This is a genomic window from Dyadobacter sp. BE31 (assembly GCF_031457695.1).
Lineage (GTDB): Bacteria > Bacteroidota > Bacteroidia > Cytophagales > Spirosomataceae > Dyadobacter.
Genome location: NZ_JAVDXA010000002.1, coordinates 1,592,630 through 1,616,862 on the forward strand (window position 1 = coordinate 1,592,630; position 24,233 = coordinate 1,616,862).

Here is a 24,233-nt window from a genome sequence, read left to right on the forward strand (position 1 = left end):
TTCGCTATTGCAACCTCTTCTATCACATTACAGGAACCGGTGGTCCGTCATACGGATTTCCGGGCCGCGGCGCGAAAGCACACAAATCCTCGGCAAGCAACCCAGTTGCTGTTTTCCATGAGTTAATGTGATAGCTGACCACAAATACAGGCTTGTAAAAGCCCAAGATTAGTCAAGGACTACAATTATGTAATCGCAGATTAATGCTGTGCCACTCTTTGTTGTGGGTTGCAGGCGGCCTGTAAATGGCCGCCATTTTTTTTGCCCGGCACTTTTGCAAATCTGTCGGCCTTTCTCTTTATTTGTCTAGTAAGTTAGTAGAATACTCCTTAACCCCCGCCCCGTTCCGAACGGGAGAAGCGCTTCGTTATGTTCCGACATAATCCTAATCTGAGTTACACGGTCCTGATGCTTTTGCTGGCATCATCGGCTTTGCTGGTATTCCGCAAAAAAGGCCTCGCCCAAGGTACCGCACAGCAGCCGAACGTGATCTATATACTCGCCGACGATCTGGGCTCAGGCGATCTCTCCTGCCTTAACCCTGATTCGCAGATCAATACACCCCATCTGGACAAGCTTGCCTCTGATGGACTTGTCTTCACGGATGCGCATTCGGGCTCGGCCGTATGCACGCCTACGCGCTACGGGATCCTCACCGGCCGGTATGCGTTCCGATCACGGCTCAAAAAGGGGGTATTGGGCGGCTACTCGCCTATGCTGATTGAAAGCAACCGGTTTACCGTAGCCGACCTGATGAAAAAGGCGGGCTACCGCACGGGCGTGGTCGGGAAATGGCACCTGGGCCTCGATTGGGCCAAAACCGATGCTTCCAAAGCCATCAATCATGCGGAGTACGACGTCGACTGGACTAAAAATGAGAACCTGGCTCTTGAAAAAGGCATTACCGCCGGGCCCAACGACCTCGGTTTCGACCATAGCTTCATCATTCCGGCCTCGCTGGACATTCCTCCCTACATTTACCTGCGAAACGGCAAGCCCGCAGATCCGCATTTGACCGACATTGCCGGAAACAAAACGCCCCGCGGTGTTTTCTGGCGCGACGGCAAAGGTTCGCAGAGTTTTGATTTGCAGAAAACGCTGGATGTTTTCGGTCAGGAAGCGAAGAACTTTATTGCCGGCGCTGCCCAAAACCGGTCAAAACCATTCTTTTTGTACCTGCCATTGTCCAGCCCGCACACGCCATGGCTGCCGTCGGAAGCACACAAGGGTAGCTCCAAGGCCGGGATTTACGGCGATTTCGTACACCATACGGATGCCGTTGTAGGCGCCGTGCTGCATACGCTCGACAGCCTCGGGATTGCCGAAAACACGCTCGTCATTTTCACATCCGACAATGGCGCCGACTGGAAACCCGGCGACAAGGAGCTCTACCCTGCACACCGGGCCAATTACCTTTACCGGGGCGAAAAATCCGACATATGGGAAGGCGGTCACCGGGTCCCGTTCATTCTGCAATGGCCAGCCGTTGTGAAGAAAGGCGGCAAAACCACCCAGACCATTTGCCTCACCGACCTGATGGCAACGCTCGCATCTATTACAGGACAAAAACTCGACAAGAACGCCGGTCAGGATAGTTTCAGCTTCGCGTCCCTGTTGCGTAGCGCAGGCGATCCTACGCCCGTGAGGCCCAGCATTATCCACCATTCTATCGACGGCATGTTTGCGATCCGCCGCGGCAAATGGAAGTATATAGACGGTAAAGGAAGCGGCGGCTGGTCGTCGAAGGGCGATGCCTCGGAGCCGGAAGGACAACTTTATGATATCGAAAATGATCCTTCCGAAACCACCAATCAGTTTGAAACGCAACCTGAAATTGTGAAAGAGCTTCGGGCACTTTTGGAAAAACAGAAAGCGCAGGGCTTTACCAGGACATTGTAAAAAACAGGGCTATAATTTAAAAATAGCTCCGCATTGCCTCCATGTACTCTTCAATAGGCAGCGAATGCCGCATTTGCATGAGCTGATTACCCGTCGCGCCGATCACATTCCTGAACCGGTTGGTCTTGCGCGTGGCGAGGCTATGAATGACGTTCACGATTTCCATCGGATCGTCGAGTTGGCTCTCGTCGGCACTTTCCATAATGGATTGGAGCTTGTTGGTGAGCTCATCGTAAGCGGTAATCTCCGGGTGGGTATTCCAGACAATGCTTTCTTTGAAATTATTCCCTTTCGAACCGCCTTGTTCGATAAGTCGCAAATCTATATTGAGAGGTTTCAATTCATAATACAGCCCTTCGATCAGTCCTTCCAGCGCGAATTTCGACATGTTATACAGCGAGCCCAAAGGCACCGCCGTGGTAATGCCCATAAACGAGCTGATATTGATAAACATCCCTTCGCCCCATGCACGGAAATGCGGCAGGAATGCACGGATGACGTTGATCGGCCCGCGGGTGTTGACTGCAAACTGCCAGTCGATATCCGCCTCGTTCGCCAGTTCGAGCGCGCCATAAGTGCCCATGCCCGCATTGTTGACCACGACGTCGATCTTTCCAAAGGCTTCGATCGCCTGTTCCGTGGCCGCCTTCACTTGTGCGGGGTCCGTCACGTCCAGCTTAAAGATCCGGATGTTTTCGTATTCGGTCAGTTCCGTCTCCTTTTCCGGCGTGCGCATGGTAGCGGCGACGTTCCAGCCGTTTTCAGCGAAATACTTGGCCGTTAATTTGCCCAGCCCGCTGCTGGTACCTGTTATGAATATGCTCTTTTGCTCTTTCATTTGAATTAAAATTTGATTTGAATGAGACAAAATTACCGCCAATTGGTATAACTTTGTAATCAGTATCACAGAGTATACCAACTGCGGTTATGGTAAAAGCAACATTAGTCAGGAATCAGGCAGAAGAAGTGAAGGCCCTCCAAGACACGATCTACGTCATCGGCGGCAAATGGAAACTGCCCATTATCAATTCGATATGCAATGGGAACAAGCGTTTCAGGGAAATAGAGAGGAGTATTCCGGGCATTACCACGCGAATGCTTTCCAGAGAGCTCAAAGAAATGGAAATGAACAAGCTCATCAAGCGCACCGTCTACCCCGACTCTCCGGTGCTCGTGGAATACGAATCGACGCCCTACTGCAAAACCTTCGGAAACATCATTCTCGCGATGATCGAATGGGGTAAGGAGCATAAAAAGTACATCCAGGAAGAGGCCTGAAAGCCGGCAAAAATAAAGCCCACCGTTTGGCGATGGGCTTGGCAAGATCAGGCAATGCTCCGTATCCAGGCTTCGGCTTGGTCTGGGTCGGTAAAAAACCGTTCGTTGGGGCTGCTGTAAAGCGATTCATACTTTTCGATTTTCGTCGCGTCCTGGTGGCAATGCACCGCTGCCACGCACCGGATGTCGCGCTTGCTGGAAATCACGAACTTGTCGGCTTCCTCCGCAAACATTGCGACGTAACCTACCTTCCACCCGTAATCCGCCAGCGTCAGCGGTACGATGGTCCGAAAATGCTTGTGCGCATCCAGGTTCAGGGCGGTGAAGCCATGCAGGTTCACGAATATCCTGAACGTCCCTCCGTCTTCGATGCGGTCCAGCGCTTCGTGAAGTGAATTCTCCCAGCGGATCACGTCCTCTTTCTCCAAATCGCCGCTGATATGCGTGATAATGAGCCTGTTTTCGGGCTCCCAGTCGGTCTTTGCTATTTTTAAATCTGACATTTGCATGTGGCTAACGAATACTAAACTGACGGCATAAACCGCAAGCCCATGCATTTGTTCCGCACCGTCGACCGACAGCATGCATTTATCGACAAAGCGTATCTCAGGCCAGCAATCCCTTTGCATGCAGGTCGTCAAAAAGCAGCTGCGCGGCCAGCGAAACCCTGGGACGATCGGCATAGCCAAGCCAGGACGCCTCGTCGATCTCCGCCGCAGCTTTCACTTCTGCCCTTTCGCTGGTTGTGTAGCACCTGAGCCTCACCAGTACCCCCTCGGGCTGCCCGTGCGCTTGTGCATGAAACTCCCCGTAAAACTCCAATGACGAAGGGGCCAACGACATGCTAATCTCCTCGGAAATCTCCCGTACCAATGCCTCCTCATCCGATTCTCCGGGCTCGCGCTTGCCGCCGGGGATGTAGTAGGTATCCCGTCCGCGGCTTCTGGCGGCCAGTATTTTTTTATTCTCCATATAAATCAGGGCCAGCTTGTCGATCATAGTTTTAATGCTTGAAATGAAGGTTTGATAACTCACCGGACCAAAACTACAAATACCTCCGCCGCCTTACGCTCAGAAATTCAAAAAGAATTCAGAATTCAGTGGTACGTTCAACGCCCGATACGGTACATTAGCCCGACTGACACGACCTAACAAAACCTAACTAAATGGACACTGCCACTCAGGGAGTTGGAACACCGAGCGTAATGCGCTCAAAATCAGAATTTCTATCACGCCCTCTAACAATTACCCTGCTCTTGATCGGCATCTCGATGCTGACGCGTATTACCCTCATGCTCAAAGCCGGCAGCGGCGTCGATTATAGCATTACCAACGTGCTCGGCATTTTCGGCATCGGCCTGTTTTATGATTTTCTCAATTCTTTGTATTTCCTTATCCCGGTCATGCTGCTTGGCTGGCTCACGCCCACCAGGTACGCCGGCAAAATAGGTTTCAAAATAGCGGCCGGTATTTTGCTGTTCATCCTCGTGTTCCTGCTTTTGCTGAATGCCGTCTCCGAATGGGTATTCTGGGACGAATTCGGCTCGCGGTTCAATTTCATCGCCGTCGACTACCTCGTTTACACGCAGGAAGTGGTGGGCAATATCCGCCAGTCGTACCCGGTGGAAGCGATCATCGGCATATTGCTCGTGCTCGCAGTGCTGCTGACGGTGCTGGTATCGCGGCTATCCCGCCGGTTCGCTTTCGGGCAAATGCGTTTCGGAAAGCGGTCGCTGGTTGTTGGCGTATACTTCCTGATCGTTACCACGGTTTTCCTCACGATCGACAACAAAGTCCGGCAATTTAGCCGCAATGTCTATGTCAACGAGCTGGCGGGTAACGGGATGTACGAGCTCTTTGCCGCATACCTCAACAACGAGCTGGATTACAACCAGTTTTATATCAAACTCGATGAACCGCAGGCGTCCTCGACCATCAGGTCACTGGTAAAAACGCCGGAAAGCCGTTTTATCGACAACAAACAGTTCTCCATTGAAAGGGATATTGTCAATACCGGTGCCGAGCTGCACAAAAACATTATCCTGATCAGCGTTGAAAGCCTCAGCGCCGATTTCCTCGGAAGTTTCGGAAACACGCAAGGTATTACACCCGCGCTCGATTCGCTGGCCCGTCAGAGCCTTCTATTTACCAACCTTTACGCGACCGGTACACGCACGGTCCGTGGGCTGGAAGCGCTGTCGATATGCACGCCGCCCACACCCGGTCAGTCCATCGTACGCCGGCCGCACAATGAAGGCCTTTTCTCCATGGGCAGCGTGTTGCAAAGCAAAGGTTATCAGACCCGCTTCATCTACGGCGGCTATGGGTACTTCGATAATATGGGCTACTTCTTCGGCCATAACAGTTACGGCGTCGTCGACCGGACTGCCCTTTCCAAAAAGGAGATCGACTATGAAAACATCTGGGGTGTTGCCGACGAAAACCTTTTCGAACTGGCCACGCGGGAAATCGGCTCCGCGTCGAAGACCGGCAAACCCGTTTTCGCCCACATTATGACCACTTCCAATCACCGTCCTTACACCTATCCCGAGGGACGGATCGATATCCCCTCGCACACCAGCCGCGAAGGTGCCGTGAAATACACCGACTTCGCGATCGGCCAGTTCATCCGCAATGCGCGAAACCAGCCGTGGTTCAAAAACACGCTGTTTATCATCGTGGCCGACCATTGCGCGTCCAGCGCCGGCAAAACCGATCTGCCGGTGAACAAATACAAAATACCGTTGATGATGTACGCTCCGGGATTTATCGAACCGGGCGTGATGCCGAGGCTTATGAGCCAGATCGATATCGGGCCGACCGTGCTGGGCTTGCTCAATTTCTCCTACCGCAGCAAATTTTTCGGATATGATATTTTCAAACTCGAACCCGGCCGCGAGCGGGCATTTGTGAGCACCTACCAGAGCCTGGGATACATCAAGCACGATTCGCTGATCGTATTAAAACCGCAGCGACTTGCCGCAACCTTCACGCCAAACTTCACAGATGGCTCTGCCACGCCGGCCTCACAAAACACGCATTTGCTCGACGAAGCCATTGCGTGGTACCAGAGTGCGAGTTTTCAGTTCAGAAATGGCTTGATGAAAAAATAGTTTGGTGTATCGAAAGTATTTAAAGGTTACATAGGCGTTTATATTGATATTTTCATCAACATAAATGCCTTGCTTTGAAAACCTCTGCCCATCTCGTTGCGAAATGCTCCTTATCGACACTCCTATGCCTATACGCATACAACAATGCGCAGGCTCAGCACGTGCGTGTTGTACACACGGGCAGTACCAGCATGGACGTACGCGACGGTACCGGGTTTCGAAAAGGCGGCTGGGGTATTGACCCCTCGGTCCGGCCGGACGTGTACGAAACATACATTGAAGGCGAAAGTAAAAAAGTCAGCTTTATCACCGACCGCGATTCCATTACTTTCGACGTTATGCCGGGCAAAACTTATCCTTTTGCCTTCGTCCTCAACGGGAAGGATAGTGCATTTACTGAAATCAGGGGGATCAAATTGATGCCCCGGGCGCAGTTTTCCAAAGCGTATCAGCAGGCCAACCGTGGCAAAACATTGGTTGAAATTCCGCAAATGTACGAGCTGCTCAACGTCATATTCGCGTTGACCGACAAAGGGCGGACGAGCAATGGCCTTATTCCCCGCAACACCGATTATTATAGTCAGGTGATGGAGTGGTTCACTCCCTATCGTGACCAACCTGCCGTAAAAAAAATCAACACCGAACTGGCAGTTGACGGCGTTTACCATGCATTAAAAATGGACGCATATGCATTCGAGCTGAATGCGGACGGCATCATCGTTCAAAGTCCCGTTTACGACCGCATCGGGCGCTCAAACAGTAACAGCTTACGCACCTATATTGCCGATCTGCAACAGTTTGCCCGATCCAGCCGGTTTCAGGAGTTTTACAAGGCCCATCAACCATTCTACAACCAGCTTATCACCGCTTACCGCGATTCAATCGGCGTACCGGAAATGCAGCGCTGGCTTGGCAGAAATTTTCCGTCGACCCGTTACGATGCATTCAAAATCATCCTGTCGCCCCTCGTAGGCAATAACCAATCCGCCAGTTTCTTCGAGTTTAATGGTTTCCGAGAGGCACAAGCGCACGTAAATTTCCCATTCCATAAGCCGGGAAGCACCGCCGGTTGGTCGCCCGAGGCGATATTTGTAAAGGACGGCAACATTGTTTTCACCGAACTAAACCACGCCTTCATCGGCCCCGAAGGTGAGAAACCGGCTTACCTCACCCGCATTCAAAAAGCATTCTCCGATCTCACCATTTGGAACGATCCATCCAAACCGGCACGGGGCTACGACACCCCGCAAGCCTCTTTCGACGAATACATGAATTGGGCGCTCGTCAGCCTCCGCTACCTCGACTACGCCCCGCCAGCCGAGCAGGACAAACTCATCGCGGGCATTGAGGATATGATGGTAAACGACCGTGGCTTCCGGCGCTTCAAAGAATTCGATCAGTTTTTGATCAAAACCTACAAAGCGCGGAAAAAGGGGCAAACGGTTGCGGATTTGTATCCGGTGATTATTGGGTGGTTTGAAGAAAATAGATAAGCATCAAAGTCACCGCGATTAAGAAGGACTAGTTCCGCAAACTCTTCGCGAAACAAACACTATTCTCTACCCCTACATACTGCCCGTAATTTTCGGTGCGCTGGTAGCCATTCTTCTCATAGAGCGCGATCGCTTCGGGTTGGCGTTTACCGGTTTCGAGGACGCATTGGGCATAACCTAGTTCATTCGCCCAGTTTTCCAGCTCCGTGAGCACGCGGGTTGCAATGCCTTTGTTACGACCATCCGGCGAAACGTACATGCGTTTCACTTCCATAGCCTCGTCATTGAATGCTTTGATCGCACCGCAGCCGATGGGCCGGTCGTTTTCGTAGCACACGACGGCGTGACGGATTTTATCGATTTTGTTGAATTGAGCGTAAAATCCGTGGTCGGCGCCGTCGCGTTCGGCGAGTTCGGCGTCGAGCAGTTTTACTAATGCTTTGAAATCAAGGTCGTCGGAATCGGTTCTTCTTAAAATGATCATTGCAATTCTTCGAGTTCTACTACTTTGGGCGTTTTGGTGAGCCAATGGATAATCAACCACGCCACAAGATAGGTAAATCCGCAGATTGTGAAAATGATGTTGTATCCCGCCTGGATGTTGCCCGCCGCTTTGTAGCTATCGAGCAGACTGCCGATCAGGATCGGGAAAAGGATCCCGCCCACTGCCCCGGCCATACCACCGATGCCTACGACCGAGCTAACGGCCTGCTTGGGAAACAGATCGGACGGCAAGGTAAATACGTTCGTTGCCCAGGCCTGGTGCAATGCCACAGCGAGGCTGATCAGCCCGACGGCCATCCATACGCCGCTGGAAAACTGGATCAGTATCACCGATAATTCACAGCATGCCAGACCGAGCAGTACCGTCTTGCGGGCTTTAAGCGTAGGCCAGCCCCGTTTGATAAGCCAGGACGACAGGTAACCTCCTCCTATGCTCCCGACGGTCGTTGCGGTGTAGATCAGCATGAGTTCAAAACTCGGCTTTTTGAGATCCAGATTGAATGTGGAAGCAAAATAGGAAGGTAGCCAGAACAGGAAAAACCAGTAAATCGGATCAATGAGCCCTTTGCCGGTAATGTAGGCCCAGGTTTGCGGGAAAGTGAAGAGTTTGATCCACTTAACAGGCTGTTTTTCAGCTTCGTTTTCGTCCTGCTCCTGCCCGCTCAGGATGTAATGTAGTTCTTCCGAACTCAATCGCTTTTGTCTTACAGGAATATCATAGAATACAAGCCAGAAAATCAGCCATACGAAACCCAGCGCGCCGGTGATCCAGAATACCTCCTGCCAGCCATAATGGCTCAGGATCCACGGCACGAGTATCAAAGCAACCACCACACCGACGCTCGTACCCGCATTGAAAAGGCCGGTCGCCAGAGCCCGCTCCTTTTTTGGAAACCACTCCGCTACCGTCTTCACTGCCGCAGGATAATTACCGGCCTCGCCTAACCCCAACCCCACACGTGCGACCCCGAACCCGAATGCGCTCCGCGCGACTGCGTGCAGCATACCCGCGATGCTCCAAAAAATGATCGTAAACGAATACCCGGCTTTGGTGCCAATCTTGTCGATCAGCCAGCCGAAAACGAGCAAACCGATTGCATAAGCGGCTGTAAATGCCATTACAATGCGCGCAAAATCGGTTTCTGTCCAAACGAACTCCTTTTCCAGAATGGGTTTCAGGAGACCGATGATCTGCCTGTCGAGGTAATTAATGGTCGTGGCGAGAAACAGCAGGACCACGATGATCCAGCGGTAATTCCTGATTTTACCCATTTGTTAAGCGAGTTTTTGTGCAAATTGAAGGAAATGTGTTTTCAGTCCGTCCCAGTCTTTATCCTGTATCAGTTTCTTATCAAACAGCTGCCCGCCGATGCCCAGTCCGTTGGCACCTGCTTTCAGAAATGCCTCCATGTTTTCGAGGCTCACGCCGCCGGTAGGCAGGAGTTTCAATTGGTTCATCGGGGCTTTCACGTCCTTGATATAGCCCGGGCCCAGGGCCGTAGCGGGATAAATTTTCACCATCGATGCGCCCCATGACCACGCCTGGAAGATCTCAGTGGGTGTGTAAGCCCCCGGAAATACCGGAACGCCTTTTTTAACACAGGATTTAATCACCTTTTTACTCAAAACCGGCGTCACGATAAATTGCGCACCGGCATCCAGCGCCGCATCCAGGTCGTCTTTGGTACACACTGTCCCGGCACCGATGTTCAGCCCGTAATGTTCGTTTTCCAGCGCATAACGGATCATATCCGTAGCCCCGGGCGTGTTCATGGTGATTTCGACGGTCGTCAGGCCCGCTTCGCGGTAAATGGGCAGAATGCGCTTGACGTCCTCCGGCGACACGTTACGGATAATACCGACCAGCGGTGCTTTGTTGAACAACTCCCACGAAAATGTACGCTCACTCATAAATTTGTTTTATTCAATGTTAAATGTTGGTTCTCAAAAATCCGGATATGTCCGGTTGTAGCCGCGCGATCCACAATTTCCGAGGGAATGATGGTCGCCCTGCCGGCCAGTCCCAGTGTTTCAATGGCCGCCTTGTACAATTGGTACAGGTTGTTTCCGCCGCAGAGCACCAGGTGCGCACTTGTCTCCTTTGTCAGGTCGCGGATTTCATAACCGATCAGCAGCCCGCTCAGGAACATTCCGTTTTCCCGCTTATTTAATAAACCAAAAAGCTGGTTGGTTCTTACTGTAAATAACGCATTTAAAATATTTCCGGACCCCGATTCACGTATACCCGAGCGGAATGCAGCTGCGGCCTCCTCGTTGAAATCGGATTGAAGGTATTGGTCGATGGAGTCTTTCAGAATACTTTGATTGGCCATCAGATTGAACACTTCACCGGTCATAAAGGTCTTAAAGTCAATCAACCGGCCATCGCGCACGAACATATGTTTGGAATGCGTGCCGGGGAAAATGAATATCGCATCCCGGCCGGAAAGGTCCATTGCCGCGCCCAGGCCTATCAGCTGCGTTTCCTCGCCGCGCATTACGTCGTGATCGCTGCGCACGCCTGATATCAATGTGACCTCATGCGGAAAACCCGGATAACCTTCGTAGTGCTTCATGCCCAGATGAGTCCCTTCCAATGCAAACGGCAGCCGGGCATACGGTAATTCCTCCATCCCGATCGACGACGAGGCCATGCCCGACACCACGATCGGCACTCCCGCCAGGTCTATACCCGTTTGCTTTTGCAACGCGGTGATCTGCGTTGCAATCATCGAACGGTAATAATCGTCGCGCGCAACCGAGCCATCCGCATTTGCTTCCAGCCAGGCATTGTAAACCGTACCGATCCCATTCGGGGACGTCACCTCGCCTACCACATCGTGATCCGTCACATTGACCAGCCTCAACCGAAACGAGGACGTTCCCCAATCACAACTTAGCAGGTGTTTACTCATGGTTTCTTTGTTAGGTACCGGGATTGAAATCCCGGGTTATGAAATGTGCGTGCCTCCGGCACTTGTTTTTGTTGATATCTGAGTATCCTCAACCGTTCTGAGCCGTCGACTTCAGTCGACGGGCACGGGGACGGGAAAAGATCGCTGGGGCAATGCGAATGCGATGTAATTGCCGCCTGGTTTCAGACCATATCTTGTGCCTCCGGCTGCGATTGCAATATATTGCTTTCCATCGACCATATAGGTAACGGGCGTCGCAAAACCGCCTGCCGGGAGTTGGTATTCCCAAACAACTTTGCCGGTTTTGGCATCGAATGCCCTCAGTTTCTCGTCGTAGGTGGCTGCAATGAAAAGCAGGCCTCCCGCGGTTACCAGCGGCCCCCCGTGGTTTTCCGTGCCGGTTGGCGGAATCCCCTGTTTCGTCAGCTCAGGGTATTCGCCGAGCGTCACTCTCCAGAGGTACTCGCCGGTATTCATGTTAATGGCGTTCAGCGTGCCCCATGGCGGCTTAATGGCCGGGTAATTGTCCTGATCCCGGAACTGAACATTTCCGTTGTTGACATAAGGCGGCTGGTACGGGAAATGGGCATTGCTTTTTGACCCGGCGGTAGCTGTTTGCGCGTGAATGTCGTTCGCTGCGGGTTTGGGTTCTGTTTTTAAAAGGAAATCCAAAATCGCTGTGCGGTCCTCCTTCGAAATATGCTGGAAAGACGGCATTCTCCCGCGCCCGGTTTCGAGCAACGCGCCGATCTGCTCGCGGTTCATGCGTTGGCCAATGTCCTTTAAAACAGGGTAAGCCTGGGTGGTTGCCGAAGCTGTCGCTGTTTGGGAATCAGTAGCATGGCAAACCGCACAATTTGTATTAAACAATACCTGACCTCTTGACAATACCTGACTTTTCTCACCGCGCTGCGCGTCCCTGGCATCCCTCATTTTGAGCCACCAGAGCATGTTATTGCCATTCACATACACAATTCCATCCGGATCGGCAGCGGTACCGCCCCACTCCGCCCCTCCGCCAATGCCATAGAGCAATCCGCCGGACAAATCGGGGGGCTGGTTTTTCGGGCCTTTGTTGCTGATACCGAAGCGGTCGAGCACGTATGCGTGCGCCTCGGGTGTGCGTGTGGTGATATCCGCTTCGGTCAATGTCTGATTGGCGAATGGCGCGGGCTTGACCGGTACCGGCTGCGTAGGCCAGGGCTGGTCGCCAGATAGTGGCTTTGCATTAGGTACGGGCACCTCCTTCACCGGGAAAAGCGGCTTGCCCGTATCGCGATCGAACAGGAAAACATAACCGTCCTTCGTCGCCTGGGCCACGGCATCTAGCATTCTGCCATTTCTTTTGACCCTGATCAGGTTCGGCGGGCAAGGAATATCCCTGTCCCAAAGATCGTGATGAACCGTTTGAAAATGCCATATCCGCTTGCCGGTGGCTGCATTGAGGGCAATCACACAATTGGCAAAAAGGTTGCTGCCTTTTCTGGCCCCGCCGTAAAAATCCACCGAAGGCGATCCCGTTCCAAGAAACACCATTCCCCGTTTTTCATCGATCACCATGCCCGCCCAGCAATTGGCGCCGCCCAGTTTCTTGTATGAGTCTTTCGACCAGGTTTCGTAGCCGTACTCTCCCGGCAGCGGAATCGTACGGAACACCCAGGCGACTTTGCCCGTCCGCACATCGAATGCACGGATGTGCCCCGGCAATGCGTCGCCGCCCTCGGACACCGATGAACCGGAAATGAGCAGATTCTTGAAGATCACCCCGGGAGTCGTGTTCCGGATGTTGAACTGGTAAGGGTCGTAACCGTAAGTAGCGGCGTCGCCGAGGCCATCGTGAAAATCCACTTCACCGTTTTTGCCAAAGCTCTCAACCAGTTTGCCGGTTTGGGCATTCAACGCAAACAATGAAGCGCCGGCCGTAAACAGAATGCGTTGATCGTTCCCCTCCGACCAATATACCACGCCGCGCATCGGATGAAACCGGGGCCGCTTTCCTTCGAAAGGATCAAACTTCCAAAGTTCCTTTCCTGTGGCCGCTTCAATCGCAAATACCTTCAACTTAGGCGTGGTACCATACATGACCCCGTCGATCACGATCGGCTGGCATTGTATATCCATGCCCCGCTCGCCAGGTTTATTGTTTTCGCCGGTGTCGTACGTCCAGGCCGGTTGGAGGTCTTTCACGTTGTCCTTGTTGATCTGAGTCAATGAAGAATAGCGATTACCGGCATTATTGCCGCCATAGACCGGCCAGTCGGCGTCCTTGCCGTCTTCTGGGAAGCGGCCTTCCGGGAAGCGGCCGTGTTGGTCCGGCGTTGAAAGTGAACAAAGGATAGCCGTTGCAAACAATACCGATATGAGCGGAAAGCGAATCGTCATAGGGTCTGGTTAATATTTGTATTTAAAAATCAACATCTCGTTTTTGGAGCTATTCAGGCTGCCGGTTAATTGTAGTTACATACCTACGGTATTGACTGTTTGGTAAAATTGCATTGCTACCAATGTTACGTGCCTAACGGCACTGTTTGGCAAAACCGAGTCGCGTTAGCGACGTAACATCGGTAGCAAAACCGGTTCAACCCGATTTCAATCCCGGAGGGATGTAACAACAATAACCATTATCCCCTACTGATTCAGATTCGGGTTAATCGAAGTATCCGTATAAGGCAGCGGGAACCAATAATTCGCCTTCACGATCGGCTTAATCGGCTGCAAATCGTCGGCGCTTTTCCTGGCGTTTGCTTCCTCCACCTTTTCCAGGCGTACAAGATCGAACCAGCGTGTACGCTCGCACGCGAACTCCCACGCGCGCTCCTGCACGACCTCGTCCGCGAATTGCGCGGCGGTAAGGCCATCACCGGGCGTCAGTGCTTTGGTACCTGCTGCACGTCCGCGCAAACGTACCTTGTTCAGGGCATCATAAGCCGCCTGGTCGGGGCCGCCGGTTCCGCGGGCCTTGGCTTCGGCGTAGATCGTCAGCACGTGCGGGTAACGCATCATCACCGAAGGCAGCGAAATGCTTGATGTGACGATATTGCCTTTGATATACCACTTTTGGTAGTAGGGATGTTTGGTCAAACTGTTCTGCCAGGGGATTTTTGTAGCTCCTAACCCGAATTCCGTGCGGAAAGTGGCATCCTTACGCGGCCCTGCGGGGAAATCACGGAAGAAATTCAGCTCGGCAAACATATCGTCCCAGCCACCTTCCTCGCCCGGCATGGTGGTGTTGCCATAAGTCGCATTTGCCGTGCCGCTGCCGCCAAGATAACCGCTGATCTGGAACACCGCCTCTTTTGTACCCGGCGACGCAGGATCATTCTCAAAAACCGCCGCGAAAGTCGGCAGCAGTTCAAAGCCGTAGGCAGCCGCATTGTCGATCACCTCTTTGGCTTTGGCGGCAGCCAGGTCATATTTATCCGTCTGCTTCAAAGGCCAGCCTGCCATGGTCAGGTATACGTCTGCGAGGAATGCTTTGGCAGAACCCTTGTTAGGCCGTCCCGGATCGCGTTTCGCATTCGGCAAATTGGTTTCCGCTACTTTTAAATCCGCTACGATGAGGTCATAGACTTCCTGCGGCGTCGATTTTTTGACAGTCAGCAAATCATCGGAATATTCACCAGCCATGATCAACGGAATATTTCCCCAGAAGCGCGTCAGCCAGTAGTACGAAAACGCACGGATGAAATGCGCCTCGCCCACGATGATATCGATCGTCGCTTTGGTGCCCACTGTTTTCTGGTAGTTGTTAATCACATTATTGGCCCCCTGAATGGCCTTGTAGCAACCGTTATAAACTGCATTGGAGCGCTGATTGGTAGTCGACACATTGAACTGGTCGAACTCCCGCCAGTCGGCCTTGTTACTGGCCGGGTGCGTGGTAACATCATCCGCACCCAGCACAGCCGCATTGGCCGAGGGGTGCAAAAAGCCGTACGTCCACTGGTTGGCGAGGCCCTTGTAAGCCCCGGTCAACGCCGATTCGAGGCCGTCCTGCGTCGAAAGCACATTAGGCCCGTACAAAAGCCCGGTCGTATCCTCATCCAGGTAATCACTGCAACCGGCTCCCGTCAGAAGCAGGCCGCTTAAAAGAAGTATGGTTAGTTTTTTCATGATTTTATTACTTCGGCTGTCGGCTTTCGGCCGTCGGCCAGTTTCGTTTATACATCAGCCGTCAGTTCTCGGCTTTCGGCTCTTTTTTTTGATTTAAACTTTGCTCAATTTTTCCGGACTAAGTTCGACTGCCGATTGCCGACAGCCGATGTACCATCAAAATCCCACCGTCAACCCAACCGTATACACTTTCGCATTCGGGTACGAACCGCGGTCGATACCGATGGCTGTATCCGTGCTGGAACCTACGTTGCTGGTTTCCGGGTCCGGACCGGAGTATTTCGTGATTGTGAACAGGTTGGTAGCGCTCGCGAAAACGCGGACATTGGCCTTATCCTTGAAAACCGACGACGGCACATTATAGGCCAGGCTCACGTTTTTCAGCCTTACAAAACTGCCGTTCTCCACAAACCGGCTCGATTGTGTAAATGGCTGGTAGGTTTTGGTAAATGCCGGGATATCCGAATCGGTATTGCCTTCGCGGTAGTAATCGCGGATCTCCGTGAGCAGGAACTGGCGCGCCTCGCCCGAGCCCGACATCGCGCCGGCACGGGTATAGTTCAGTTTATCGACCCCAAATGCTCCCTGGAAGAACACATTCAGCGTGAGACCGCCATAAGTGAAGGTGTTATTCCAACCGCCGGTCAGTTTCGGAAACGCATGGCCCACAATCTGAAAATCGTCGGTGGTAATGGCATTATCGCCGTTTACGTCCTCATAATGCGGGTCGCCGGGAACACGGCCTTGCTTGGCAGCGATATCGGCCTCATTCGGTTTGAAAGTACCCAGGTATTTCAGGCCCCAGTAAGAGCCCAGCGGCTGGCCTGGCATGAGCATGAACTCGTTGGTGATAGACATCCCGCCACCCGCACCGGTTCCGGTTCCAAGCCGTGGCAATCCGCCGAGGCTCACCACCTCGTTTTTCAGAGTTGAAAAATTCAGGTTCGTTTCCCAGCTGAATTTTCCCTTTTCAATAGGCGTACCACCGATCGCAAACTCGAATCCGCGGTTCCTGATCTCTCCCACGTTGCGCGGCTGCGTACCACCGCCCGCGTAGTTGGGCAGCTGCACGTTCAGCAGCAAATCGGTCGTGCTCTTGTTGAAATAATCCGCCTCGAAATGCAGCCGTCCGTTCAGGATTTCCATTTCAATACCCACGTCGGTTTGTGTGGTCGTTTCCCATTTCAGGTTCTTGTTGCCCTGGTTACCCTGGATCACCCCGGCCGTTACGCCGGTATTGTTGAAACCAACCTGCGTGGAGTTGTACGGTGACAATGTCGCGTAAGGGTTAATGGCCTGGCTACCGGTTTTACCCCAGCTTCCTCGCAATTTCAGGTTCGAAAACACATTGAGATTCTTGATAAACTCCTCCTCCGAAAGCCGCCAGCCCAATGCAACCGACGGGAAAATACTGTTCCGGTTATCTTCGCTGAACTTCGAGGAACCGTCTCGACGGATCGCCGCGGTTACCAGGTACTTGTCTTTGAATGCATAATTCACGCGTCCCAGCAATGAAAGCAGCGTCCATTTCGAAAAGCCCGAGCTGACAGTCGCGGCCGAGTTGCCGCCGATGTTATCATAACCCAGCTGCGGAAAACGAAGGCCGTTGGCCGTTGCAGTAAAGTTCTTGTCGGTAAACTGCTGGGTTTCCAATACCGCCACGGCCGTAATCGAGTGATTTCCGAATGTACGGGTGTAGTTCAACGCATTGGTATTCTGCAAAGTCACCTGGTCGGCCGAGTAGCGCGTTGCATTCGGGTTGTTGTTTGAAAGGCGTTTGCCATTGAAGCTTTTGTTCTGCGCGTCGAGGTAGTTGATCGCGTATTGCAAGTCGAGCGAAAGACCATTAATCGGCAGTTGATAGGTTAATCCGCCAATGGCATTGATATTCATGCGCTCAGTGTCGATGGACTTGTCGTACAAATGATCCAGCGGGCTTCTCGAAACGGAACCGGTCGGGTCCGCGAATGTCGGTTGACCATCTGAGCCATAAGCCGGCGTGGTTGGTGCCCATTGCAGTGCTTCTATCAGCGCACCGCCGCCGTCGGTATTGTGGTTGGCGGTTTTGGCACCCGACAAATTAAGCCGCAATGCCAGATTCTTGTTGATTTGCGTACGCAGGTTGGTTCTCAAAACATACCGTTTGAAACCGCTGTTGTTCACAATCCCTTTCTGGTTCACATAGTTACCCGAGATCAGGAAGGAGGTCTTCTCGTTCCCGCCCGAAACCGTCACCTGGTGCTGCTGGCCGCTTCCCTTGCGGTAAACGAGGTCCTGCCAGTCAGTACCGCCGTTCTTCTTGAAATCATCGATCTGCGCCTGCGTAAATGGCGCATTGGAGCCCGTAGCAGCGGCGCGTGCGTTCACGATCTCCGCAAATTCTCCCGCAGGCAGGATATCGAACTTCTTGATCACATTCGAAACGCTTCCCTGTCCTTCATAGCTCACTTTGATACCCTTGCTGCCCTTTTTGGTCGTGATGATAATCACCCCGTTGGCACCGCGGCTACCGTAAATGGAGGTCGAAGCCGCATCTTTCAGCACTTGCAGGGATTCGATATCATTGGGGTTCAACAAATTGTAGTTAGCACCGACAAAACCATCGATCACATAAAGCGGATCGTTATTACCCAGTACCGAGTTCGCCCCACGAACGCGCACTTTCGAATCTCCGCCCGGCGCACCGTTGGATTGCGTCACCTGCACACCTGCCGCACGCCCCTGCAACACCTGATCGAGGCGGGTAACGGGCTGCTGCGAAAACTCCCGCGTCGAAACCACCGACAATGCACCGGTAACATCGGTTTTCTTTTGGGTACCATATCCTACTACTACCAGCTCATCGAGGCTGCGCGAGCCCTGCGCCAGTTTAATATCAATTACCGATCGGTTGCCGATCTCTACCGTTTGACTTTCATAGCCGATAAACGAAAATACCAGCGTGCCGCTCCCCGGCGCCTGGATTACGTAATTCCCCTCCCCGTCTGTCACGGTACCCTGCGAGGTACCGCTAATCAGGATGCTCACGCCAGGCAGCGCCGCATTGTCCTGATCCGTCACTTTTCCGGTCACCCTGGCATTCTGGGCAAGCAAACTTCCGCCGCCCAGGCCAAGCAAAACCAAGCATAAACTCAGCATTTTTTTCATGGATTATTTATAGTTAAACGTTATTAAATACTATTTTTGTTGAGGTATGGGTGTAGCGATCCTGCAAGGGACAATGGACCGCCGACCGCCGACGACCGACCGCCGAATGAGATGTGGACACCGCATCCGGGATGATGCCTCCTGCAATGCTTTTGCTAGAAACGGTATGCCCCTCCGGGGCAGCATCCGGTTAAGGTCCATGGTCGGCGGTCAGGCATCAGCCCTTTTCACAACTCAAGTCAACCGCCAGACCCCCCCTCACCGCTACAAGCAAGCGATCGACGGTCTATGGTCGGCGGTCTATCGTCGGCGGTCGGCGGTCAGCCCTACCAATCCACCACCGAGCCGTCCAACGCATTATAACTCTCTGGATTCTTCCAGTCGTGGCCGATTTTGTCTTTTAATGCGTCCTCGTCAAGTTCTACACCGAGGCCGGGTTTGGTAGGCACCATCACGGTTCCGTCTTTTTGTAGTTTGAATGGTTCTTTGAGATAGCCTTCACCCAGCGTAACTTGCTCCTGCACGAGGAAATTGGGCACACTGGCAGCCAGTTGGAGGCCCGTAGCGAGCGAAATCGGGCCCATCGGGTTGTGCGGGGCAATGGGAATGTAGTAGGCCTCGGCCATTCCGGCGATGATCCTGCCTTCGGTAATGCCTCCTGCGTGGCATAAATCGGGCTGGATAATGCTGGCTGCACCTTTTTCGAGGATTTCGCGGAAACCCCATTTGGTAAAGATCCGCTCGCCCGTCGCGATCGGAATATGCGTGCCTCTGGCAATGTCTACGAGTGTGTCCACATTCTGCGCCTGGCAGGGTTCTTCCACGAAAAACGGCTGATACTGCTCCAATTCCTTGATCAATACCTTGGAAGTCTGCTGCGGGACCGCCCCGTGAAAATCGATAGCGATATCCATTTCCGGGCCACCGGCTTCGCGCAGTGAGGCAAAATTGTCGGACGCATATTTGATGAATGCCGGATTCTCAACAATGTTCGCCGGGTTCTTCTTAGCGACGCCCGTTTTGATGATCGTATACCCCTCGGCTTTCCGTTTCTTCATATCCTCCGCGTTCGATGCGCGCCCATATATACGCACGCGGTCGCGGGTAGGCCCGCCCAGAAGCTCGTGCACCGGTACGCCCAGGAGCTTGCCTTTAATGTCCCACAATGCCTGATCGATGCCGCTCAATGCGCTCGTGAGGATCGGCCCACCCCGGTAGAATGCGTGGCGGTAAATCGCCTGCCAGTGATGCACCACCGCCCGCGGGTCCTTGCCAACAAGGTACGGCTCCACTTCCTTGATCGCCGTTTGGATCGTCAGCGCGCGTCCTTCCAGCAATGGCTCCCCGAGGCCCACAATGCCGGCGTCGGTGTGAATTTTAAGGAAAATCCAGCGCGGCTTCACCAAAAAGGTTTCCAGCTTGGTAATCTTGACCTTTCCATACGCCTGAAATGGCGCCGGATTGGCTGCATACGAAGTTTTAGGCAGCAGCATTGTGCCCGTCGCCGCAACACCCAGGACGGATTGAATAGCCGCCCGGCGCGACAATGTGGTAGATTTCGGGTTAGGTTTCATGGGATTACCAGTTGTGGATAGAACCGTCCGGACTTTTCAGGATCGGATGCGGGAATTTGGTTTTCTCTTTGACCTCCATGATGAAAGTCGCCTTTTTCGGATCAAATTTTACCCCCAGTCCGGGCGCGTCGTTGAGATACAGCTTACCATTTTTGAAATTGATAAAATCCTCGTTGAAATACGGCGGCCGCTCCGGTTCACCTCCGCCGAGCTCCATCAACGCCCGCGCCGGGCTGCTCGAACCCAGTACATGCACCAATGTCGCCGTCGCCAGCGGGCCGGTGAAATGCGGTATCATACCTACATAATGCGTTTCGCACATGGACGCCAGTTTCTTGAACTCGCTGATGCCGCCCGTGTTCGGTAATGTAAACCGGGTATAGTCGATCCAGCGGTTTTCGATAAATTCGTTGCAATCCCAGCGATCGCCGAACTGCTCACCCACGGCAATGGGCACCTTGGTCATCGAGCGCACAGTTTTATACACCGAAGGATTCTCCGAGCGGATAATGTCCTCCACGAAATACGGTTCGAGCGATTCCAGGGCGGTGCAGATCTTCAAGCCATCGGTCATATCAAAACGGGTATGCAGGTCGATGGCCCATTTGCCTCCTCCGCCCACGGCCTCGTCGATTCTTTTGCAGAACTCGATCGTCTTTTTCACATTTTCATAAAAATCGAATGGCTGGTCGCCATTACCGCCCGTCGGGCCGATACGGTAGGCCCGCAGACCTGCTTCGATACAATCCCTGGCCCTTTCCTCTTCGGTTTTGGCTTTTGAGGCACGGAAACCGGTGGCATAGCATTCCACATAATCGCGTGTGGCGCCGCCGAGCAATTCGTACACCGGCACATTCAGCGCCTTGCCTTTAATATCCCAAAGCGCCATTTCCAATGCCCCCAATGCATGCAGCTTCTCGCGGCCCGGCGGGTAAAACATCCCGCGGTAGACGTTCTGCCAGATATGCTCAATGCGGAACGGGTCCTCCCCGATCATCATCTGCGCGCATTGCTCGATCATATCTTTCGAACCACCCTCGCCGATACCGATAATGCCGCCGTCGGTTTCGATCTCAACAATGCCCCGGGCCTGGTTGAAAAGCGGTTTGTTATAGCCCGGCGCGGCGTAATAGCGGATCTTGGTAATCTTCATTTTGGAAGCCGCCTCGGTCTTCGCGAATGGGAAACCCGCCGCGACGGCGGTAGTACCCAGGAAGGCGGTTTTTATAAAATTTCTTCTTCTCATTGGTGATTCGTTTGGTCAGGAATTGTCATTTGTGGTCATTTGTTGTCAGGGGAGTCGGGAGTTGTCATTTGTGGTCATTTGTTGTGAGGAGTTGTCAGTTGTTTGTCAGGAATTGTGTGTTGCTGAATTCGTTGCTTTCATGTTTTTCTATTCCGTTGCAATAAACCGGGGCTACGAGAGCCGCGTTATTCGATATTTTTAACCGTTGCTAGAAAACAGGAGGCTACTACGGAGCCGCGTTTTCGATAGGTATTGCCATGCTACAAATAGGGGGCTCCTCCGGAGCCGCTACCGCGCCGGATTAGGTTACCACATTGCCCCGGAGGGGCTTCCTGTTTATAGCAAATCAAGCAAGGCTCACAATTCTACGACTCCGGAGGAGTCTCCTGCGCCCACCGTCAAACATCCCGTCAAGTCACAGCCCTCCGATCCCCTCTCTCCAAGCCCCAAAAGCCCCGATTTCCCAACCAACACTACTACCACCCACGCCTACTCTTGACTACACCTGACCACACATGACTACACCTGACACCCCTACCCACCCACCGCCGTCGGTTTAGCCTTCGACGATTCGCGGGCGATCAGCCTGGCTTCCATTAATATCTGCTTCACACCTTCCTCCGGGTTTTTCAGTTTCATCAATAAATACTCGACGGCCGTTTTGCCGAGCATTTCCAAGGGCTGTTGTACATAGGTAATCGGGCAATAGTACAGGTCGAAAACCTCCGCCTGGCCGTAGCTGACGATCGCCAGGTCGGACGGCACTTTGAGGCGCAGCTCATTGATATATTTCAATGCATTGATCGCCAAACCGTAAGTCGCAAAAATCATCGCATCCACACGCTGCCCGGAGGCCAGTATTTCGTCGATTGCCGTCCGCACTTCGCTGTCCATCGTTTCGAAATGCACCTCTTTCAACCAGGAGTCGTGAAACTCGATGTGGTTATCGCGCAATGCATGCTTGTAGCCGCGCACACGCTCTTCCATGTGGTACATATTTGATTTGTAGGCCATGATCCCGATCTTCGAATAACCGCTTTGAATGAGGTGAACCCCGGCATCGTAAGAAGCCTTATAGTTGTTGGTAGCGACGAAATCGGTTTGTATTTCCGGAAAATGGCGGTCCAGCAACACGAATGGGATATTCCGCTCTTTGAGATAATGCACCTGGCTTTCGGAACCTTCGCAGGAGACGATGATGAAGCCATCGACCTGCCGGTTGATCAGCACATTGAGCAAATCCCACGATTTCTCGGCATGCTCGTCGCAGGAGCCGATGATCACCGTGTAGCCGTTCTTTTTGGCCTCATCCTCCACCACACGTGCGATGTTGGCGAAGAACGGGTTGGAAATGTCGGCGATAATGAGCCCGATCGTGTACGTCTTGCCACTCCGGAGGCTTTTGGCCAGGTGGTTGGGCTGATAGTTCAATTCCTTGGCTATCTGCCTGATTTTCTCGGCTATCACCTCTCCTACCCGGGTCTCTTTCTCCTTCCCATTGAGGACGTACGAAACCAGGGCCGTGGAGACGCCCGCCTGCTGTGCAATATCTTTGAGCGATGCTTTTTTCATGGACGTATAAGCGTACCGTCGAATTTTCTTACTTGCCAGTTCGATTTTGTGGTGATCGGGAATTTGGCAGCCGCCTTTTCATCGATGTCCACGCCAATGCCCGGCACCTCGTTCACCGACATATAGCCGTTCTTCATTGTCGGGCAACCAGAAAATACCTCCAACGTTTTGTCGTTGAACTGCACCGCCTCCTGAATTCCGAAGTTCCAGACAGCGAGGTCGATATGCGCGTGCGCCGAGTGCCCTACCGGCGACACATCCCCCGGACCGTGCCAGGCCGTTTTCACATTGAACCATTCCCCGAGCCGCGCCACTTTCATAGCCGGCGTAACCCCGCCTATCTGCGACACGTGAATGCGGATGTAGTCAAACCACTGGTTAGCCATCGGTTCCAGGAACTCATTGATATTATTGAAAAGCTCGCCCATCGCCAGCGGCACCGTGGTACTCTGGCGCAGCAGTTTGAACCACTTCATGTTTTCGGGAGAAAACGGGTCTTCGATGAAGAACGGCCGGAATTCTTCGAGCTTTTTGATCATGTTGATCGCATTCATCGGCTGCACGCGCTCGTGGATATCATGCAACAGTTCCACTTCCTCACCGCATTGCTTTCGCACGGTTTCAAAGAGAATGGGAATGGCTTTCAGGTAGGCATTTTCATCCATATAATTGTCGGTAGCCCCGCCGAAACCCGCTTCCTTGAAATCCGGTTTTTTGGTGGTGCTGCCCACCGCCCCGTAACCTCCCTGCTGAATGCGGATGTAGCGGTAACCCTGCTCCTGGATCTTCTTCACGCTCTCCACCGTCTCCTCGGGTGTGCGCCCGTTTGCATGCGTGTAGCACGGCACCGCGAAGCGCACCTTGCCGCCCAGCAACTGGTACAACGGCATTCCGGCGCGTTTGCCTTTGATATCCCAAAGTGCCTGATCCAGGCCGCTCAATGCATTGTTCAGCACCGGGCCATTCCGCCAGTAGGAACTCACATAGGCAGCATGCCACATGTCTTCGATGTTGTCGACGTCCCTTCCGACACAAAATTCATTGAGATAGGTATTAATCGCCACCAGCACCACCTCGGCGCGCTGCGTGAAGGTGGCACACCCCAGCCCGTACAATCCCGGCTCGGAAGTTTCGACCTTCACCACGATGAGGTTGGAACCCTGCGGCGCCGTGGCAATCGCGCGAACGCTCCTGATCGTGAGGGGTTTCATCGCTTTGGCATACTGCGGCGTTTCCGCTTCGTCCATCCGGCGAGCAGCGCCTTGGGCATTCGAAATGCCTCCGAACAGTCCCAGTATCCCCGCGGAACCGCTCAGCCCCAGCGCTTTCATCGTTTCCCGCCGATTCATTCCGTTCTCTTTCATTTGTATCAGGTTAAA

18 protein-coding genes are annotated in these 24,233 nt (G+C 53.1%); 4 read left to right on the forward strand and 14 right to left on the reverse strand.

What is annotated here, in order from left to right:
- Positions 1-369 precede the first annotated feature (369 nt).
- Positions 370-1,899 (forward strand): arylsulfatase, encoded by a 1,530-nt coding sequence (locus tag J2Y43_RS15260; protein WP_309984076.1) that lies wholly within the window; start codon positions 370-372, stop codon positions 1,897-1,899.
- Positions 1,900-1,915: 16 nt separating this feature from the next.
- Here J2Y43_RS15260 and J2Y43_RS15265 read toward each other — a convergent pair whose 3' ends face one another.
- On the reverse strand, positions 1,916-2,737 hold the full coding sequence (locus J2Y43_RS15265) for an SDR family oxidoreductase (RefSeq protein WP_309984079.1): 822 nt from the start codon (positions 2,735-2,737) through the stop codon (positions 1,916-1,918).
- Positions 2,738-2,826: 89 nt separating this feature from the next.
- On the opposite strand from J2Y43_RS15265, the gene J2Y43_RS15270 reads away from it, so the two are divergent.
- Entirely contained in the window at positions 2,827-3,177 is a 351-nt protein-coding gene (locus J2Y43_RS15270; RefSeq protein ID WP_309984081.1) for a helix-turn-helix domain-containing protein, read from the forward strand.
- A gap of 47 nt (positions 3,178-3,224) precedes the next feature.
- Here the strand turns inward: J2Y43_RS15270 and J2Y43_RS15275 are convergent, their stop codons facing one another.
- On the reverse strand, positions 3,225-3,680 hold the full coding sequence (locus tag J2Y43_RS15275; protein ID WP_309984084.1) for an STAS/SEC14 domain-containing protein: 456 nt from the start codon (positions 3,678-3,680) through the stop codon (positions 3,225-3,227).
- Positions 3,681-3,783: 103 nt separating this feature from the next.
- Entirely contained in the window at positions 3,784-4,176 is a 393-nt protein-coding gene (locus J2Y43_RS15280) for an NUDIX domain-containing protein (protein ID WP_309984087.1), read from the reverse strand.
- 167 nt (positions 4,177-4,343) lie between these two features.
- Between J2Y43_RS15280 and J2Y43_RS15285 the strand changes: the two genes are divergently transcribed.
- Positions 4,344-6,290 carry an LTA synthase family protein gene (locus tag J2Y43_RS15285; protein ID WP_309984088.1) on the forward strand — a complete coding sequence of 649 codons (1,947 nt, stop codon included), beginning with the start codon at positions 4,344-4,346 and terminating at the stop codon, positions 6,288-6,290.
- A 74-nt stretch (positions 6,291-6,364) separates the two neighbouring features.
- On the forward strand, positions 6,365-7,783 hold the full coding sequence (locus J2Y43_RS15290; protein ID WP_309984090.1) for a DUF4932 domain-containing protein: 1,419 nt from the start codon (positions 6,365-6,367) through the stop codon (positions 7,781-7,783).
- Positions 7,784-7,811: 28 nt separating this feature from the next.
- Here J2Y43_RS15290 and J2Y43_RS15295 read toward each other — a convergent pair whose 3' ends face one another.
- The 11 genes from J2Y43_RS15295 to J2Y43_RS15345 all read right to left on the reverse strand — a co-directional run bounded on the left by J2Y43_RS15295 (position 7,812) and on the right by J2Y43_RS15345 (position 24,218).
- Entirely contained in the window at positions 7,812-8,267 is a 456-nt protein-coding gene (locus J2Y43_RS15295) for a GNAT family N-acetyltransferase (RefSeq protein WP_309984092.1), read from the reverse strand.
- Entirely contained in the window at positions 8,264-9,559 is a 1,296-nt protein-coding gene (locus tag J2Y43_RS15300; protein ID WP_309984094.1) for an MFS transporter, read from the reverse strand. The genes J2Y43_RS15295 and J2Y43_RS15300 overlap by 4 nt, the downstream gene beginning before the upstream one ends.
- Positions 9,560-9,562: 3 nt before the next feature.
- Positions 9,563-10,198, reverse strand: a complete 636-nt coding sequence (locus J2Y43_RS15305; RefSeq protein ID WP_309984098.1) for a bifunctional 4-hydroxy-2-oxoglutarate aldolase/2-dehydro-3-deoxy-phosphogluconate aldolase — start codon at positions 10,196-10,198, stop codon at positions 9,563-9,565.
- Entirely contained in the window at positions 10,195-11,202 is a 1,008-nt protein-coding gene (locus J2Y43_RS15310) for a 2-dehydro-3-deoxygalactonokinase (protein WP_309984100.1), read from the reverse strand. The genes J2Y43_RS15305 and J2Y43_RS15310 overlap by 4 nt, the downstream gene beginning before the upstream one ends.
- 111 nt (positions 11,203-11,313) lie before the next feature.
- A complete protein-coding gene (locus J2Y43_RS15315; protein ID WP_309984102.1) occupies positions 11,314-13,584 on the reverse strand; it encodes a PQQ-binding-like beta-propeller repeat protein in 2,271 nt (756 codons plus the stop codon).
- A 246-nt stretch (positions 13,585-13,830) separates the two neighbouring features.
- Positions 13,831-15,315, reverse strand: coding sequence for a RagB/SusD family nutrient uptake outer membrane protein (locus J2Y43_RS15320; RefSeq protein ID WP_309984104.1), 1,485 nt, complete (start codon positions 15,313-15,315; stop codon positions 13,831-13,833).
- Between the two features lie 156 nt (positions 15,316-15,471).
- Positions 15,472-18,453: a TonB-dependent receptor gene (locus J2Y43_RS15325; RefSeq protein ID WP_309984107.1), complete on the reverse strand. Its 2,982-nt coding sequence runs from the start codon at positions 18,451-18,453 to the stop codon at positions 15,472-15,474.
- 335 nt (positions 18,454-18,788) lie between these two features.
- Positions 18,789-20,036: a galactonate dehydratase gene (dgoD, locus tag J2Y43_RS15330; protein WP_309984110.1), complete on the reverse strand. Its 1,248-nt coding sequence runs from the start codon at positions 20,034-20,036 to the stop codon at positions 18,789-18,791.
- Positions 20,037-20,040: 4 nt separating this feature from the next.
- The gene (locus J2Y43_RS15335; RefSeq protein ID WP_309984113.1) at positions 20,041-21,282 is read right to left on the reverse strand and encodes a mandelate racemase/muconate lactonizing enzyme family protein; all 1,242 of its coding nucleotides are present in this window, start codon (positions 21,280-21,282) and stop codon (positions 20,041-20,043) included.
- 534 nt (positions 21,283-21,816) lie between these two features.
- Positions 21,817-22,854 carry a LacI family DNA-binding transcriptional regulator gene (locus tag J2Y43_RS15340; protein WP_309984115.1) on the reverse strand — a complete coding sequence of 346 codons (1,038 nt, stop codon included), beginning with the start codon at positions 22,852-22,854 and terminating at the stop codon, positions 21,817-21,819.
- Positions 22,851-24,218 (reverse strand): enolase C-terminal domain-like protein, encoded by a 1,368-nt coding sequence (locus J2Y43_RS15345; RefSeq protein WP_309984117.1) that lies wholly within the window; start codon positions 24,216-24,218, stop codon positions 22,851-22,853. The genes J2Y43_RS15340 and J2Y43_RS15345 overlap by 4 nt, the downstream gene beginning before the upstream one ends.
- Between the last annotated feature and the right edge of the window lie 15 nt (positions 24,219-24,233).

Excerpts from the sequence above, each read along its gene's own strand:
- J2Y43_RS15305 (WP_309984098.1), bottom strand. The coding sequence starts at position 10,198 with ATGAGTGAGCGTACATTTTCGTGGGAGTTGTTCAACAAAGCACCGCTG.
- J2Y43_RS15280 (WP_309984087.1), bottom strand. The coding sequence starts at position 4,176 with ATGATCGACAAGCTGGCCCTGATTTATATGGAGAATAAAAAAATACTG.
- J2Y43_RS15265 (WP_309984079.1), bottom strand. The coding sequence starts at position 2,737 with ATGAAAGAGCAAAAGAGCATATTCATAACAGGTACCAGCAGCGGGCTG.
- J2Y43_RS15285 (WP_309984088.1), top strand. The coding sequence starts at position 4,344 with ATGGACACTGCCACTCAGGGAGTTGGAACACCGAGCGTAATGCGCTCA.
- J2Y43_RS15325 (WP_309984107.1), bottom strand. The coding sequence starts at position 18,453 with ATGCTGAGTTTATGCTTGGTTTTGCTTGGCCTGGGCGGCGGAAGTTTG.
- J2Y43_RS15260 (WP_309984076.1), top strand. The coding sequence starts at position 370 with ATGTTCCGACATAATCCTAATCTGAGTTACACGGTCCTGATGCTTTTG.
- J2Y43_RS15295 (WP_309984092.1), bottom strand. The coding sequence starts at position 8,267 with ATGATCATTTTAAGAAGAACCGATTCCGACGACCTTGATTTCAAAGCA.
- J2Y43_RS15345 (WP_309984117.1), bottom strand. The coding sequence starts at position 24,218 with ATGAAAGAGAACGGAATGAATCGGCGGGAAACGATGAAAGCGCTGGGG.
- dgoD (WP_309984110.1), bottom strand. The coding sequence starts at position 20,036 with ATGAAACCTAACCCGAAATCTACCACATTGTCGCGCCGGGCGGCTATT.
- J2Y43_RS15300 (WP_309984094.1), bottom strand. The coding sequence starts at position 9,559 with ATGGGTAAAATCAGGAATTACCGCTGGATCATCGTGGTCCTGCTGTTT.
- J2Y43_RS15310 (WP_309984100.1), bottom strand. The coding sequence starts at position 11,202 with ATGAGTAAACACCTGCTAAGTTGTGATTGGGGAACGTCCTCGTTTCGG.
- J2Y43_RS15320 (WP_309984104.1), bottom strand. The coding sequence starts at position 15,315 with ATGAAAAAACTAACCATACTTCTTTTAAGCGGCCTGCTTCTGACGGGA.
- J2Y43_RS15315 (WP_309984102.1), bottom strand. The coding sequence starts at position 13,584 with ATGACGATTCGCTTTCCGCTCATATCGGTATTGTTTGCAACGGCTATC.
- J2Y43_RS15270 (WP_309984081.1), top strand. The coding sequence starts at position 2,827 with ATGGTAAAAGCAACATTAGTCAGGAATCAGGCAGAAGAAGTGAAGGCC.
- J2Y43_RS15340 (WP_309984115.1), bottom strand. The coding sequence starts at position 22,854 with ATGAAAAAAGCATCGCTCAAAGATATTGCACAGCAGGCGGGCGTCTCC.
- J2Y43_RS15275 (WP_309984084.1), bottom strand. The coding sequence starts at position 3,680 with ATGTCAGATTTAAAAATAGCAAAGACCGACTGGGAGCCCGAAAACAGG.
- J2Y43_RS15335 (WP_309984113.1), bottom strand. The coding sequence starts at position 21,282 with ATGAGAAGAAGAAATTTTATAAAAACCGCCTTCCTGGGTACTACCGCC.